The organism is Streptomyces sp. NPDC047853 (assembly GCF_043204535.1).
Classification (GTDB): Bacteria; Actinomycetota; Actinomycetes; order Streptomycetales; family Streptomycetaceae; genus Streptomyces.
In genome coordinates this window covers 145,094-159,729 of sequence record NZ_JBIDCI010000017.1, presented here as the reverse complement: position 1 = coordinate 159,729, position 14,636 = coordinate 145,094, and the positions used below count along the sequence as shown (strand labels likewise).

The window sequence follows — 14,636 nt, the reverse complement described above, 5'->3', positions numbered from 1 at the left end:
GAGCCGACGTGCTCTTCGCGATGCTCCGCGACGGCACCTTCTACGAACCCCAACCCGCCCCATCAGCTTGACCAAACTCATAGGGGCACCCCCCCGGACGGACGACGGGCGACGGGTCGTTCGCCGAGGGACGCGTCGGACGATGGCGGGGATCACACGGACCGCCGTCGGTCCGCGTCGGCGGGCGTGTGACGATGACCCGGCCGGCCGGCCGGCCGAGCCCGACCGGCCCGACCGGCCCGACCAGACCCATCGAACCGACCGTGACCTACCGAACCGACCGAGATCCACTGGGCCCGACCAGGACTCAGCGGAACCGACCGCCCTCGACCGATACTGACAAACCGACCGGGACCGACCGGGCCCGACCAAGGACTGACGGAGGCATGACCGCACCCCCGCACGAAGACCGTCCGGCACGCGCCGGGCGCCCGCTGCCGGACACCCAGCAGGGCATGCGTCGCCGCAACCTCGCCCGGGTGATGCACACCGTCAGTGCCGAGGGCCCGCTGTCCCGAGCCGCCGTCGCCTCACGCATCGGGCTCACGCGAGCCGCCGTGTCGACGCTGGTGGACGAGCTCATCCGGTCGGGGCTCCTGGAGGAGCTGGGCCCCGAGCGGCCCGGCCGGGTGGGACGGCCCGGTTCGGCGCTCGCCGTCAGCGCACAGGGCCCGGCGGGCATCGGTGCCGAAGTCGGCGTCGACCACCTCGCGGTCTGCGCGGTGGATCTGCGCGGGCGGGTGCGGTCCCGGGCCGTGCGGTACGGCAGCAACCGGGGCCGCTCGCTGGAGCCGGTGGCCGAGCAACTCAACGGTCTGGTGCGGCAGGTCGTGTCGGAGGCCGAGTCGGAGGGGCTGTGGCCCGCCGGTCTCGCGGTGGCCGTGCCGGGTCTCGTGGCCCGGGACGCCCGGACCGTCGTACGCGCTCCGAACCTGGACTGGCACGACGCCGACCTGGGCCTTCTGCTCCCCGCCGACCTGCCGCTGACCGTGGACAACGAAGCCAACTTCGGCGCGCTCGCCGAACTCTGGCTCGGTGGCGGCACCCCGCGGGACTTCCTGCACGTGTCGGCCGAGATCGGCATTGGTGCCGCGGTGGTCGTCGACGGACGGCTGCTGCGCGGTACCCGTGGATTCGCCGGGGAACTGGGCCACGTCCCGGTCCGACCCGACGGACCGGAGTGCGCCTGCGGCGGGCGGGGGTGCCTGGAGCAGTACGCCGGCGAGAAGGCGGTACTGCGCGCGGCCGGGGTGGAGCCGGGCGAGGACCGCGTGGGACTGCTCGCGGGGCGCGCGACGGAGGGCGACGAGGCCGTACGGCAAGCGCTGAGCGACGCGGGCAGGGCACTCGGCATCGCGCTGACCGGCGCGGTGAACCTGCTGGACCCGGAGAGCGTGGTGCTGGGCGGGGCGCTGGCCGGACTCGCGCCCTGGCTGCTGCCGTCCCTGCGGGACGAACTGGCCCGGCGCACGGCCGGCCCGGCCTGTCCGGTCTCCGTGTCGGAGCTGGGCCCGCAGGGTCCGCTGCTCGGCGCCGCGCACTCGGTGGTACGGGCGGTCCTGGACGATCCGGCGGTGGTGGCGGAGCGGGCGTGAACCCGACCCGAGGACGGGGCTTCGTCGTCGGGGCGGAGCGGGCCTGAACCCCACCCGAGGACGGGGCTTCGTCGTCGGTCCGGGCCCTCATGCTCCTACGCCGACCCGCCACCGGCTGCTCGCCCGCCCCGCTCGCCCCGCCCGCTCCGCTCCGCTCAAACCATCCCCTGCCACACCCTTTTCACTCGATCGAGTGAGCGAGATGTCCACAAGGAGGCGTCCGTCCACGGAACGGCGCGGCGCTCTCCTGCGCAACCTCCGTCGCCCGTACGGTGATTCGCACCGACAGATCTCACACGGGGGGGCGGTGCTCGTCCCCCACCCCACGAAAGGGCAGACCCATGGAAAGGGAAAGGACCACACCTGTTCCGACCAGGCGACGGCTCCTGAAGGGAGCCGCGCTCGCCACCGTCCCGTACGCCCTGCTCTCCGGTACCCGGGCCGCCGCCCGGCCCGCCGCCGTCGACCACCCCTCCGCCGAGTGGCAGCCGGCGAGCACGTCCAACTACACCCCGTCGAGCCGGCCCACCACCTATCCGGTCGACTACGTGGTCGTCCACGTCACGCAGGAGACGTACGCCGACACCCTCTCCATCTTCCGCAATCCGGACAAGCAGGTCTCCGCGCACTACGTCGTCCGGTCCGCCGACGGGCACGTGGCCCAGTGCGTCCGTGAGGCGGACGTCGCCTGGCACGCGGGGAACTGGGACTACAACACCCGCAGCATCGGCATCGAGCACGAGGGGTGGGTGGACCGGCCCGAGTACTTCACCAACGCCCTGTACGAGGAGTCCGCCCGGCTCACCGCGGCGATCTGCACCAGGTACGGCATTCCCAAGGACCGCAGCCACATCATCGCGCACCACGAGGTACCGGGCAGCGATCACACGGATCCGGGGCCCCTGTGGGACTGGACCCGCTACATCAGACTGGTCAACTTCGCCTGACCCGGCAGCTGTTCGCCTTCTCTTCGCCACCCGTTCCGCGCCCGGTGTCGGGCCGCCGCGGCCCCGCCCGGGTGACCCCGCTGGTCGAAAAGGTTGTCCGCGCCTGTCCCCGGAGTGACGATGTCCCCACCGCATCACTCTCCGGGGAGGCCGAGTTGACCGATCCGTGGCTGGCTCTGGAGCCGGGGACCGACCCCGTCGAACGCGCGCGGGCGCTGCGGCGGGCGCACGCGACCTTCACCGAGGCGGGGACCGTGCCGCGTCCCGTGCGCCCGGTCGTGGCGGAGTCGTGGCGGCGCTCGGTCCGGGCGGGCGTCGGCCCGGACAGCAGCGCGCACGTGGAGCTCACGGACGGCGACCTGGGTGCCTACCGGGCCGAACACCCGCTGGCGCGGGTGATGCCGCTCATCCGGGAACTGCTGGGGCGTTCGCCGCCGACGGCGAGCATCTGCTCGCCGTGTGCGACGCGCACGGCAGGCTGCTGTGGGTCGAAGGCCATCCGGCCACGCGGCGCCGGGCGGGGCGGATGAACTTCGTGCCCGGCGCCCGGTGGGCGGAGTCCGCGGTCGGCACGAACGCACCGGGTACGGCGGTGGCGGTCGGCCGTCCGGTCCAGGTCTTCGCGGCCGAGCACTTCGTCCGGCGGGTCCAGCCGTGGACGTGCGCGGCGGCTCCGGTGCACGATCCCCGCACCGGGCGGGTGCTCGGTGCGGTGGACATCACCGGCGGGGACGGTCTGGCGCACCCGCACAGTCTGGGCTTCGTCCAGGCGGTCGCCCGTGCCGCGGAGTCGCAGTTGGCGCTGCTGGCCCCGGAGCCACCGGAGGCCCGGACGGCTCAGCTGACCGCGCTGGGCCGGGACGAGGCCCTGCTGAGCGCGGAAGGCCGCACCGTCAGACTGAGCCGGCGCCACAGTGAGATGGTGGTGCTGCTGGCCCACCACCCGGAGGGCCTGACCGGCGACGAGCTGCTGTGCGCGCTCTACCGGGACGAGGCGGTTCCGCCGGTGACACTGCGCGCCGAACTGGCCCGGCTCCGTGCGCTCCTGGGGCCGGGGCGGCTGGCTTCACGGCCGTACCGGCTCACGATGCCCGTCGACTCCGACGCCGCCGTGGTCGAGCGGCGCCTGCGGGCCGGTGCGGTGACGGCGGCCGCGACGGCGTACGCCGGACCGCTCCTGCCCGGTTCCCAGGCCCCGGCGGTGACCCGGCTCAGGCGCCGGCTCACCGACGGTCTGCGCGCCGCGTTGATCGCCTGCCGTGATCCCGACCTGTTGGCCGACTGGGCGCACGCGCCCTGGGGCGAGGACGATCTGGACGTCTGGCGGGCGCTGGTCGCGGCGCGGCCCACGGCTGCGGCCCGGTCCCGGCTGGCCGCGCTGGAGTCGGAGCTGGCGGCACCCGGGGCGTGGTGATCACCCGCCGGGTGTGGCGGGCCGCCGCCCTCGAGGGGGTCGCCGCCACGCAACGTCCCCGCAACGTCCCGCCTCCTAGCCTCACGGGCGGAGCTGTCCAACGGCGGGCAGCGCTCGATGAGGGAGGCACAGGATGACCCGTTACGCGGCGCCCGGCACCGAGGGCGCGATCGTCTCCTATCAGTCGCGCTACGACCACTTCATCGGCGGCGCGTACGTGCCGCCGGCGCGGGGGCAGTACTTCGAGAACCCGTCGCCGGTGGACGGCCGGCCCTTCACGGAGGTCGCGCGCGGTACGGCGGAGGACGTGGAGCGCGCACTCGACGCCGCGCACGAGGCCGCGCCCGGCTGGGGCCGCACATCGGTGACCGAACGCTCCGACATCCTGCTGCGGATCGCCGATCGCATGGAGGCGAACCTGGAGAGCCTGGCGGTCGCGGAGAGCTGGGAGAACGGAAAGCCGGTGCGCGAGACTCTGGCGGCCGACATCCCGCTCGCCATCGACCACTTCCGCTACTTCGCGGGCGCGGTCCGCGCCCAGGAGGGCTCGATCGGCGAGATCGACGACGACACGGTCGCGTACCACTTCCACGAGCCGCTGGGGGTCGTCGCGCAGATCATTCCGTGGAACTTCCCGATCCTGATGGCGGTCTGGAAGCTGGCGCCCGCTCTCGCGGCCGGCAACGCGGTGGTCCTGAAGCCCGCCGAACAGACCCCGGCCTCCATCCACTACTGGCTGAGCCTGGTCTCCGACCTCCTGCCGCCCGGCGTCCTCAACGTCGTCAACGGCTTCGGCGTGGAGGCGGGCAAGCCGCTGGCGTCGAGCCCGCGCGTGGCGAAGGTGGCGTTCACCGGGGAGACCACCACCGGGCGGCTGATCATGCAGTACGCGTCGGAGAACATGAAGCCGGTCACCCTGGAGCTGGGGGGCAAGTCACCGAACATCTTCTTCGACGACGTCTGGGCGCGGGACGACGACTTCCGTGACAAGGCGCTCGAGGGCTTCACGATGTTCGCGCTCAACCAAGGCGAGGTGTGCACCTGCCCGTCCCGGGCGCTGATCCAGCGCGGCAACTACGCCGAGTTCCTCGAGGCCGCCGTCGCGCGCACCGAGCTGATCAGGCCGGGCCACCCCCTGGACACCGACACGATGATCGGCGCTCAGGCATCCAACGACCAGCTGGAGAAGATCCTCTCCTACCTGGACATCGGCCGTCAGGAGGGCGCCAAGATCCTCACGGGTGGCGAACGGATCGAGTACGACGGCGAGTTGAAGGGCGGCTACTACGTCCAGCCGACGATCTTCGAGGGCCACAACCGGATGCGGATCTTCCAGGAGGAGATCTTCGGCCCGGTGGTGTCGGTCACGTCCTTCGACGACTTCGACGACGCCGTCAAGACCGCCAACGACACCCTGTACGGGCTGGGTGCCGGTGTATGGACCCGCGACATGAACACCGCGTACCGAGCGGGCCGCGCGATCCAGGCGGGCCGCGTCTGGACGAACTGCTACCACGCCTACCCGGCGCATGCCGCCCTTGGGCGGCTACAAGCAGTCCGGGATCGGCCGGGAGAACCACAAGATGATGCTGGAGCACTACCAGCAGACGAAGAACATTCTCTGTTCCTACAGCCCCCGCAAACTCGGGTTCTTCTAGCACCTCATGTAGGGGGGCACCTCATGCCGGGGTGCCGGGACGGGTGTTCTCCTCCGTGTGGTCGGTGGCTCGGTGCGGTTGGCGGCGCCGTGCGAGGACGAGAGCGGTCGCGACGAGCGCGACCGCGACGGCGAGCAGGGTGAGCGGCGTCGTGACCGTCATCAGGGTCAGCAGCCGGCCGGCCGTGGACGCCTTGTCCGCGAGGTCCGCGGAGCTGTCGGGGGTCACCTCGAAGGTGAGGGCGGACACCGGCAGCAGCGGCGTCGTCGCGCCCTGCGTCCCGGTGGTCGCCAGGATCGTACGGTCGACGGTCTGGTCGATGGCGATCCCGGTCTGCCGGTCGATGTGGGCGACCAGCGTCGACCGGCAGACGTAGGTGAGGGGAACGGGGTCCGGCAGCGCGGCCGGCGCCTCGGGGGCGAGGCGGGCCCGGGCGGCGGGATCGAGGGCGGACCCGAGACCGGCGACGAGCTTCCTGGGCAGCGCGTCCGGCAGCGGTGCGAGCACTTCCGGGTCCTTGACGGGTGCCGAGACCGTGATCTCGTAGACGTTCACCGTGCGGCCCTCGCGCTTCGCGGAGCCCGTGTGGCGAACGGGCACGATCGAGCGCGTCGTGGAGTCGTAGTAGGTGTAGGAGTCGTCCCGCGCCGCGTCCGGCGGGAAGGCCGAACTCAACGCGCCCCGCGAGGGCTCGACGGGCGTCCCGGACGGAGGGGCCGTGCCCTTCCTGCTCCGCCGGTCCACGGCGTAGGTCTTGGAGCTCGGCAGGGACCGCCCGTCCGCGGTGACGGTCAGCGTGTCCTCGACGAGCGCGGTGTCACCGAGGGTGGAGACGGCACGCACGCGCCGCTCCACGCTCACGGGGACGTCCGTTCTCAGCGCGTGCGCGGTGTCCCCCGTTCTCAGGGCCTCGGCGTCCAGCAGGGTGGCGCGGCCCGTGTAGTGGACCTTCTGGTCGGTGTCATCGGGCAGTTTCGTCGCGGCGGGGGCGACGACGAAGCGTACGACCGCCGCCGCCGCGACCAGCACGGCGGCCACGGTGACGAGTACGAGTGGTGTACGACGAACGGACACGGGGTCCTCCCCTCTCTGTCGCAGGTATCTGTCGCGGATCTCTGTCACGGGTCTCTGTCATGGGTCACATGGTGTGGGTCGCATGGAGTGGGTCGCATCAGGTGGGTCACACGGTGCGGGCGCCTGCTCTGATCGCTTCGCGGATCCGGGGGTAGGTGCCGCAGCGGCAGATGTTGCGGATGCCGTTCAGGTCGGCCTCGGTGACCGAACGGCCCTCCTCCCGGACGCGGCGGACCAGCGCGACGGCGGCCATGATCTGGCCGGGTTGGCAGTAGCCGCACTGGGCCACGTCCAGGTCGATCCACGCCTCCTGCATCGGGTGCAGGTCCGCCCCCACCGTGGCGGGCAGGCCCTCGATGGTGGTGACCTCGTCGGTGGGCCGCAGGTCCTTCACGGGAATGGCGCAGGGGTTGGCCGCACGGCCGTTGAGGTGGCTCGTACAGGCTTTGCAGACGTTGATGCCGCAGCCGTACTTCGGCCCGGTCACGCCGAGGATGTCCCGGAGGACCCACAGCAGCCGCTCGTCGTCCGCGGCCTCGACGGTGACCTGCTCGCCATTGAGGCGGAACGTGTGCTCAGGCACGGGAACTCCCAGGGCTCAGCGGACGTGGTCCAGGCCGTCGGTGGGTGAGGCCGGGACGGGCGGGACGGTGGGTTTGGGTACGAAGGAGAGCGTGCCGTGGTTGACGGGGAAGACCGTCGGCATCGTCCCGGTGGCGCGGCCGTACGCGCAGGCGACGGCGGCCGTCGAGGCGGCCACGCCGAGTTCGCCGGCGCCGCCCGGCCGGTCGCCGGTCGCCGGCATCACGACGACCTTCAGCTCGGGAGGCGTGTTCCACTGACGGGTGTAGAAGTAGTTGTCCCAACTGGCCTCCAGGAAGGCGCCGTCGCTCAGGTGGAGGCTGGAGGTCAGGGCCAGCGCGATCCCGTCCATGAGGCATCCCGTCATCTGGGCTTCGAGTCCGCGCGGGTTGACGGCCAGACCGACGTCGACGACGATCACCGCCTTGGTGACCCGCGGGCCGGTGACGCCGTCGCGGACGGGCCGCCCGACCGTCTCCGGACGGCAGTCGATCTCGACGAGCACGGCGCCGGCGGAGTGGTACTCGGAGTGGAAGGCGATGCCCTGCGCCGTCCCGGCGGGCATGCTCCTGCCCCAGTCCCCTGCCTCGGCGGCCTTGTCCAGTACGGCACGGACGGCGTCGTCCCGCAGGAAGTCGTGGCGGAACCGGTAGGGGTCCTTGCCCATCCGGCCGGCCAGCCGGTCGACGAGCGGTTCGCGGGCGCAGGTGACGTCCGGGGAGTAGACGTTGCGCATGCTGCCGGTGTTGAATCCCCTGTCCGTCTCGCTCAGCAGGCGGCTGTTGACGCCGAAGTCGTAGGGCATCGACTGGGAGAGCTGGAAGAAGGTCTCCGCGAAGCCGATGTCACCCACCGGCAGTTGCGCGGCCAGGGCGGTGAAGATCTCCCCGAGGCCGTGGCCGAGGTCGGTGGAGACGCTGGTGTGCCGCTGCCGGTAGCCGAGCACGGTGCCGCCGAGGTAGGCGATGCGCACCCGGGAGGTGGCCATCGGGTGCGTCCGCCCCTGGCGGGCGTCGTCCGCGCGGTGCCACATGAGCTTCACCGGCTTGCGGATCCGCTGCGAGACCTCGGCGGCCTCCAGCGCGGCGTCGAAGAAGAGCTTGCGGCCGAAGGAGCCGCCTCCCTCGGTGACATGCACCTTCACCGCGCCCGGCGGCAGGCCGAGCTGGGCGGCGATCGCCTGCTTGGCGACGATCGGCGCCTTCAGGCTCGACCAGATCTCGGCGCGGTCGGCGCGGATGTCGGCTATCGCGGCGTTCGGCTCCAGCGCGCTGTTGCTGCGGAAGTGGAAGGTGAACTTCTCCTCCACGTACGGCGTCAGCGGCGGTGGTCCGAGGGGCAGTTCGGCCGCCGCCAGCGACTTGAGCACGGACGCGTCGGACTTGCCCTCGGCGCTGCCGGGCCTCCACTGCACCCGCAGCGCGCGTACGGCGTCGATGCACCGGCCGAAGGTGGTCGCGCGCACCGCGACCCCGGTCGAGATCGCCACGACGTCGGTGACGCCGGGCAGGGCGAGGACCTCGCGCAGGTTGGACACCGTCCCGACCCTGCCGTTGATCGTCGGGGGCCGGCACACCATGGTCGGCAGGGCGTCCGGGACGTCCAGGTCCAGTGTGAACGTCTTGCGTCCGGTGACGGCCGCCAGAGCGTCGAGGCGGCCGTGCGGCTTGCCGATGACCGTGAACAGGTCGCGTGGCTTCAGGGTCACGGCGACCTGCTCGGTCCGCGGCCCGGCGGCCTTGCGGGACAGGGGCCCGATGTCGGTGCTCCGGTTGCCGGGGCCGGTGACGCGGCCCCCGTTCAGGGTCAACCGGGACGCGGGGACCCCCCATTCGGTGGCCGCCGCAGCGAGCAGCCGGTTCCTGGCGAGGGCGGCGGCGACCCGGATCGGGGTGTAGGTGGAGAAGGTGGTGTTCGATCCGCCGGTGAGCTGGTTGAACAGCAGTTCCGGTCGCGCGTCGGCCAGGGTGATGTGCACCTGTGCGAGCGGTACGCCGAGTTCCTCTGCGATCAGCATGGCCGTGGACGTGGTGATGCCCTGCCCCACCTCGGTCCGCGGCAGGGCGAAGGAGACGGTGGAGTCCTCGTTCACCTCGACCTTGATCAGGCCGGACGTCGGCAGGGCGGCGGCGGTCATCACGTCGTTCAGGTCGATCAGTTCCGTGATCTCGGGTGAGGGGATCTCGCTTGAGGGGATGTCGGGTGAGGGGGTCTCCCGGGAGGAGGCCGCCGGTGGCGGGGCGCCCGCCGCGCCGGCCCGGGGGGCGGGGACGAGGTGGGCCGCGGTCGTCAGGGTGGGCGCGGCCAGCACGTAGCCCAGGAAGCGCCTCCTGGCGAACGGCTGTGCCCCGGAGCCCTGCTCCGGCGCGCGGTCCGCGGCGGTCACCGGCGGGCCCCCGCGCTCCGCGTCGACCGCCGTACCCGCCCGCCGGTCCGGGCGGGGCGCGACCCGTTCGTTCGGGTGGTGCGTGATGTCGTCATCGTCTCGACCCCGGATTCGTGGTGAGGAGTCACGCCGGCCCCGGAGAGTGGGGCGGGCCGGTGGCGGCGGACTCGGCGGTGGCCAGTGCGGTGGCCAGTGCGGTGGTGCGCGGGGAACGTCGCGACGGCATGCCCCGCGCACTGGTGGTCAGGGTCAGGAAGGCCGGTTGGCGTCGGGTATCTCCAGGTCGATGGGCCGCCCCTCGGAGAGGAAGAGCAGGACGAACTTGCGGATCGCCTCCTCCACGGCCCAGGCCGCCTGCGGGATCAGCGGCAGGGGGATGAGCCCCTCGCGGAAGGCCACCAGCAGCGGCCAGGCACCGCTGATCACCGGCTGCCAGAACGGCTCCCGGTCCAGCCCGATCAGGTCCCCGGTCCGGTCGCCCAGCGTGTACCTCGAGAACGCGTTGATCAGCGGCCGGGTGAGGCCGGCGTCGAGTTCGGCGACGATGTCGAGGAGCACGTCGGTCAGTTCGATGCCCTCCGGCGTGGAGGCCAGGATCGGGTCCAGCACCTGCCGGGACTGGGCATCGGCCTCGTCCCAGGACGCGGGGATGTACTCGTCCAGGACACCCAGCATGTGCGCGGTGACCTGCCACACGTGCAGGAAACCGTCCGACTCGGCGGAGCTGACCGGCACTCGCCAGTCTTTTAGCTTGCTCATGACAAACGTGGAGAGGCTGTGCCAGGTGACCATGATGTCGGCCTGGCTGATCGGGATCGTCTGGCCGCCGCTGGTACGGGACCAGCCGGGCGACTGCGGCAGCAGGTGCCGCACGGCCGCGTGCACCATCCGGGTCTTCACCGCGGTGACGATCATCCCGCCCCGCGGCTGGTAGGCGTCCAGGTCCCCGACGTCGTAGCCGAGCCGGGCGGTCTTCGCGATGCGGTCCTTCATGTCCGCACCGCCCTTGGAGTAGTAGACGGCGCGCGCCTCCCGCGGAATGGCCGTGCTCATCAGCCCGCTGCCGGACGCCACTTCCTGATCGCGGAGCCGTGTCCACGGAGGCTCCGCCTCACCCGTGTCCGACGGCCGCCGCACCCGCGGCGGCCCGCGGCCCGGTCACGCGGACTCGCGCACCACGAGCTCGGGGTCGAAGATCACCGCGGTGGGCTCGGTGCGGGGCGCTCCCTCGATCTCCTCCTGGAGGAGCCGCGCCATCGTGGCCGCCATCTCCTCCATCGGCTGGCGGACCGTGGTCAGCGGCGGCCGGCCGGCGACCGCCGCGCTGGAGTCGTCGAAGCCGATCACCGCCACGTCGTCCGGAATCCTGCGGCCCTGCTCCCGCAAGGCGTCACAGGCGCCCCGGGCCATCACGTCGTTGGCCGCGAACACGCCGTCGATACCGGGGTGTTCGGTGAGCAGCCGGGTCATCGCCGCCGCACCGCTGGCGGCGGTGAAGCCGCCCTCCGCGACCGGGACGTCGGTCTGGCCGTGCCGTTCCAGCGTCTCCCGGAACCCGGTCAGCCGGTCCTGCGCGGCGGGCAGGTCCAGCGGCCCCGTGATGGTGGCGACGCGACGGCAGCCACGCGTCATGAGGTGCTCGGCGGCCAGGCGGGCGCCTTCCCGGTGGGCCAGGTCCACGTAGGTGACCGGGACCGGTGGGCTGGGGCGCGCGAACAGCACGCAGGGCAGCCGCTCGGCCGCCAGCAGCGCGGGCAGGGGGTCCTCCGCATGGGTGGAGAAGATCAGCGCGCCGTCCGCGCTGCCCTGCCGGAGGTACGCCGCCACCTCCCGGCGGGCCGCCGCGGTCTCGGCGAACATCAGGACCGGGTACATCGACCGGGGCCGCAGGAACTCGACGACCCCGCTGACGACCCGGCCGAAGAAGGGGTCGGTCAGCATGCGGGAGGCGAACGCCCGCTCGTCCCCGGCGTCGTCCGCCGCGCCGGAGATGACCAGGGCGATGGTCTGGGCGCGCCGGGTCACCAGGGCACGGGCGGCGCTGTTCGGCGCGTAACCGGTCCGCTCGATCGCCGCCCGGACCACTTCCTGGAGGGCGGGGTCCACGTTGCGGATGCCGTTGACCACGCGGGAGACGGTCGCGCGGGAGACACCCGCCTGCCTCGCGACATCCTCGAGCGTCGGAGGGCGTCTGGTCATGCGGACACCCTACCGGCGCATTACAGGGCCCTACCGGCGGTGGGCGGACCGGCTCCGGCGGGGCGTCACGCCCCGGGGCCGGGCGCCTCGACGACGGTGCGCGGGGGCAGGTTCGGGGAGCCGCGCCCCGGGGCGCCCCGGGGCGCGGGTGTGACCCAGGTCGTGGACGCGGATCGCGTCGAGGTTGACCCTCGACCTGGTCAAGGGCCCAAGGTCACGGATGTGGAGAACGAGATGCGCAGCATCGGGGAAACGGCCCGCGCCAGCGGCCTGGGCGTGAGCGCCCTGCGGTTCTACGACCGTGCCGGTGTGCTGGTCCCCGCCCGGGTCGATCCCGTGACCGGGTACCGCTGGTACGCCCCGGAGCAGACCGACGACGCCCGGCTGCTGGGCAGGCTGCGCAGGGCGGGCATGCCGTTGGCGGACGTCCGGCTGGTGCTGGCCGGGTGGTCCGGCGCCGACACGGACCTGGTGCGGGGCCTCATGGAGGCGCACCTGCGCCGTCTGGAACGAGGGCTGGCCGATGCCCGCGGCGAGATCTCCGCACTCCGAGCGCTACTCGACCAGAGGGAGAATCCCATGACCACGTCCTCGTCCACCGCCTCCGTGCGGCTGTCGGTCCCCGCCCCGGCTCTTGCCGCGGGTCTGGACGCCGTGCGGTTCGCCGCCGGCACCGACCCCGGCCTGCCCGTGCTCGGCGGAATCCTGTTCGACCTGGAGGGCGACGCGCTCCACCTCGTCGCCACGGACCGCTATCGGATGGCCGTCGCACGCGTGGACGCCGGCCCGCACGACGCACCGCGCGTCCAGACCGTCGTGCCCGCCCCGCTCGCCGACGCGATGCGTGCCCTGCTGGGCCGCGACGAGCCGGTCGGTCTCGCCGTGGACGGTGGCAGCGTGTCCCTGGAGACGGCGGGCGGCCGCACGGCCGGGCAGTGCCTCGCCCACGACTTCCCCGACTACCGCCGGCTCGTCCACCTGCCGGCCGGGCGGCGGACGCTCGTCGAGGTGCCGGCCCTCCGCGAGGCTCTGGAGTCCGGCCCGGTGCGCGCGGGCGAGGTGCGTGAGCAGGACGGCGTGTCGCACGACGTCAGTGTGATGCGGGTGGCCGACGACGGCACGGTGACCGTCCGCGGGGACGGCGACGACCACCCCGACGACTTCGCGGTCGACCGCGGGTATCTGCTCGACGCGCTGGAGGCCGGTGGCAGGGAGCGGCTGGTCCTGGAGGTCGGCGCTCCCACGGCGCCGCTCGCGATCCGCCGGCCCGACGACGAGTCGACGTTCTCGCTGCTGATGCCGGTCCGCCTGGACGGCTGACGGCTGGGCAGCCTGCGCCCACGGGCGGCGCCGGTCCGGCTGTCCCCGCGACGCGCACATCCCTGCGAGCGGGCCCGGGGGGAGCCGTCGGGCCCGGCGCGTCGCTCGCCGGACGGCCCGCTCCACCCCGACCACCCCGCACGCTCTCCGGTCCACCCTCGCGATCGGCCCGCCGAAGCCGAGCGGGTCGCCGTAGTATCGAACGATCTCGTGAGGGGGAGGCGGACGTGGGCAGGCAGCGACCCGGTACGCCGACGTTGGAAGAGGTGGCCGCGCTCGCCGGCGTCGGACGGGGCACCGTCTCCAGGGTCATCAACAACGCGGCCGGCGTGCGGGATTCGACACGCCGTGCCGTGCAGCAGGCCATCGTCGAACTGGGGTACGTCCCGAACCTGGCGGCCCGTTCCCTGGCCGGGCACCGTGCGGACGCCGTCGCGCTGGTCATGACGGAGCCGGACTGGCGGCTGTTCGGCGAACCGTTCTTCTCCGAGGTCGTCCACGCCGTGGGCGACGCCCTCACGGACACCCCGGTGCAGTTGCTGCTCACCCTCGTCCGTACGGACACCGAGCGGCAGCGCTTCGTGGAGTACGCCCGCGGTGGCCGGGTCGACGGCGTGCTGCTGATGTCCGTGCGCGCCGAGGACCCGCTGCCCGACCTGCTCGCCAAGGCGGGGCTGCCCACCGTCATGCTGGGGCGGCGCTCCGGCGACGAGAGCGTCACCTACGTGGACGCGGACAACGCCGGCGGCGCGCGCGGCGCGGTCACCCACCTGCTGAACGGCGGCCGGACGACGATCGGCGCCATCAGCGGACCGCTCGACATGTACGTCGCGCAGTGCAGACTGCGCGGGTACCGGGAGGCGCTGGAGCTGGCGGGCGTGGAGGCCAGGACCTCGCTCGTCGTCGAGGGGGAGGACTTCACGGAGGAGAGCGGCCGCCGGGCGACGGCCGACCTGCTCGCCCGGCACCCCGAGCTGGACGCGGTCTTCGCGGCCTCCGACACGATGGCCGCCGGGGCCCTGAACGCGCTGCGCGCGGCGGGCCGGCGGGTCCCGCAGGACGTCGCCGTGATCGGCTTCGACGACTTCCATCCGGCCCGGCGCACCGATCCGCCGCTGACGACGGTCCGTCAGCCGCTGGAGGAGATCGGCCGCACCATGGTGAGGCTCCTGCTGGAGGAGATGGAGCAGCTCGAGGAGTCGTCCGTCGCCTGGCGGCACGTCATCCTCCGTACGGAACTGGTCCTGCGCGACTCCGCGTGAGCGGGTTGCCGGGAGCGCTCCCGGCAACCCGCTCCGACCCACGTCTCCCACCTGCGGCTTCGAAAATCCTTCGACGACTCCTGCGCGCACAGTCTTGTCAGGAGCATGAACCGCTTCTACAGTCCCCAATCAACCGGTAAGTGGGAGCGCTCCCATCAGTGGGGAGTTGGGAGCGCTCCCGCCCCGGCCCTCCTTCCCC

Annotated in this window: 9 protein-coding genes and 2 pseudogenes; 6 read left to right on the top strand and 5 right to left on the bottom strand. The window is 72.7% G+C overall.

Annotated features, from left to right (window positions below; translation table 11 throughout):
* The first annotated feature begins 386 nt into the window (after nucleotides 1-386).
* The 4 genes and pseudogenes from ACGF5T_RS28120 to ACGF5T_RS28105 all read left to right on the top strand — a co-directional run bounded on the left by ACGF5T_RS28120 (nucleotide 387) and on the right by ACGF5T_RS28105 (nucleotide 5,614).
* The gene (locus ACGF5T_RS28120) at nucleotides 387-1,595 is read left to right on the top strand and encodes an ROK family transcriptional regulator (protein ID WP_366767619.1); all 1,209 of its coding nucleotides are present in this window, start codon (nucleotides 387-389) and stop codon (nucleotides 1,593-1,595) included.
* A gap of 341 nt (nucleotides 1,596-1,936) precedes the next feature.
* The gene (locus ACGF5T_RS28115) at nucleotides 1,937-2,542 is read left to right on the top strand and encodes an N-acetylmuramoyl-L-alanine amidase (RefSeq protein WP_356606544.1); all 606 of its coding nucleotides are present in this window, start codon (nucleotides 1,937-1,939) and stop codon (nucleotides 2,540-2,542) included.
* A 155-nt stretch (nucleotides 2,543-2,697) separates the two neighbouring features.
* A pseudogene (locus ACGF5T_RS28110) lies at nucleotides 2,698-3,956 on the top strand (GAF domain-containing protein).
* 133 nt (nucleotides 3,957-4,089) lie between these two features.
* Nucleotides 4,090-5,614: pseudogene (locus ACGF5T_RS28105) on the top strand (aldehyde dehydrogenase family protein).
* A 21-nt stretch (nucleotides 5,615-5,635) separates the two neighbouring features.
* Here ACGF5T_RS28105 and ACGF5T_RS28100 read toward each other — a convergent pair.
* From ACGF5T_RS28100 to ACGF5T_RS28080, 5 genes are all read right to left on the bottom strand, one after another.
* Entirely contained in the window at nucleotides 5,636-6,688 is a 1,053-nt protein-coding gene (locus tag ACGF5T_RS28100) for a porin PorA family protein (RefSeq protein WP_366767618.1), read from the bottom strand.
* Between the two features lie 106 nt (nucleotides 6,689-6,794).
* Entirely contained in the window at nucleotides 6,795-7,271 is a 477-nt protein-coding gene (locus tag ACGF5T_RS28095) for a (2Fe-2S)-binding protein (protein WP_366767617.1), read from the bottom strand.
* Nucleotides 7,272-7,286: 15 nt separating this feature from the next.
* Nucleotides 7,287-9,656, bottom strand: coding sequence for a molybdopterin cofactor-binding domain-containing protein (locus ACGF5T_RS28090; protein WP_366767616.1), 2,370 nt, complete (start codon nucleotides 9,654-9,656; stop codon nucleotides 7,287-7,289).
* A gap of 249 nt (nucleotides 9,657-9,905) precedes the next feature.
* On the bottom strand, nucleotides 9,906-10,709 hold the full coding sequence (locus tag ACGF5T_RS28085) for an oxygenase MpaB family protein (protein ID WP_361010242.1): 804 nt from the start codon (nucleotides 10,707-10,709) through the stop codon (nucleotides 9,906-9,908).
* Nucleotides 10,710-10,814: 105 nt separating this feature from the next.
* Nucleotides 10,815-11,855 carry a LacI family DNA-binding transcriptional regulator gene (locus tag ACGF5T_RS28080; protein ID WP_366767615.1) on the bottom strand — a complete coding sequence of 347 codons (1,041 nt, stop codon included), beginning with the start codon at nucleotides 11,853-11,855 and terminating at the stop codon, nucleotides 10,815-10,817.
* A gap of 234 nt (nucleotides 11,856-12,089) precedes the next feature.
* Here ACGF5T_RS28080 and ACGF5T_RS28075 point away from each other — a divergent pair, with 234 nt between their 5' ends.
* Together ACGF5T_RS28075 and ACGF5T_RS28070 are read left to right on the top strand one after the other, a co-directional pair.
* The gene (locus ACGF5T_RS28075; protein ID WP_356606529.1) at nucleotides 12,090-13,175 is read left to right on the top strand and encodes a MerR family transcriptional regulator; all 1,086 of its coding nucleotides are present in this window, start codon (nucleotides 12,090-12,092) and stop codon (nucleotides 13,173-13,175) included.
* A gap of 227 nt (nucleotides 13,176-13,402) precedes the next feature.
* On the top strand, nucleotides 13,403-14,437 hold the full coding sequence (locus ACGF5T_RS28070) for a LacI family DNA-binding transcriptional regulator (RefSeq protein ID WP_356606527.1): 1,035 nt from the start codon (nucleotides 13,403-13,405) through the stop codon (nucleotides 14,435-14,437).
* Nucleotides 14,438-14,636 lie beyond the last annotated feature (199 nt).

What these genes read in the sequence shown, in the direction of transcription:
- ACGF5T_RS28120 (WP_366767619.1), top strand. Translation starts at nt 387, where the DNA reads ATGACCGCACCCCCGCACGAAGACCGTCCGGCACGCGCCGGGCGCCCG.
- ACGF5T_RS28115 (WP_356606544.1), top strand. Translation starts at nt 1,937, where the DNA reads ATGGAAAGGGAAAGGACCACACCTGTTCCGACCAGGCGACGGCTCCTG.
- ACGF5T_RS28085 (WP_361010242.1), bottom strand. Translation starts at nt 10,709, where the DNA reads ATGAGCACGGCCATTCCGCGGGAGGCGCGCGCCGTCTACTACTCCAAG.
- ACGF5T_RS28080 (WP_366767615.1), bottom strand. Translation starts at nt 11,855, where the DNA reads ATGACCAGACGCCCTCCGACGCTCGAGGATGTCGCGAGGCAGGCGGGT.
- ACGF5T_RS28075 (WP_356606529.1), top strand. Translation starts at nt 12,090, where the DNA reads ATGCGCAGCATCGGGGAAACGGCCCGCGCCAGCGGCCTGGGCGTGAGC.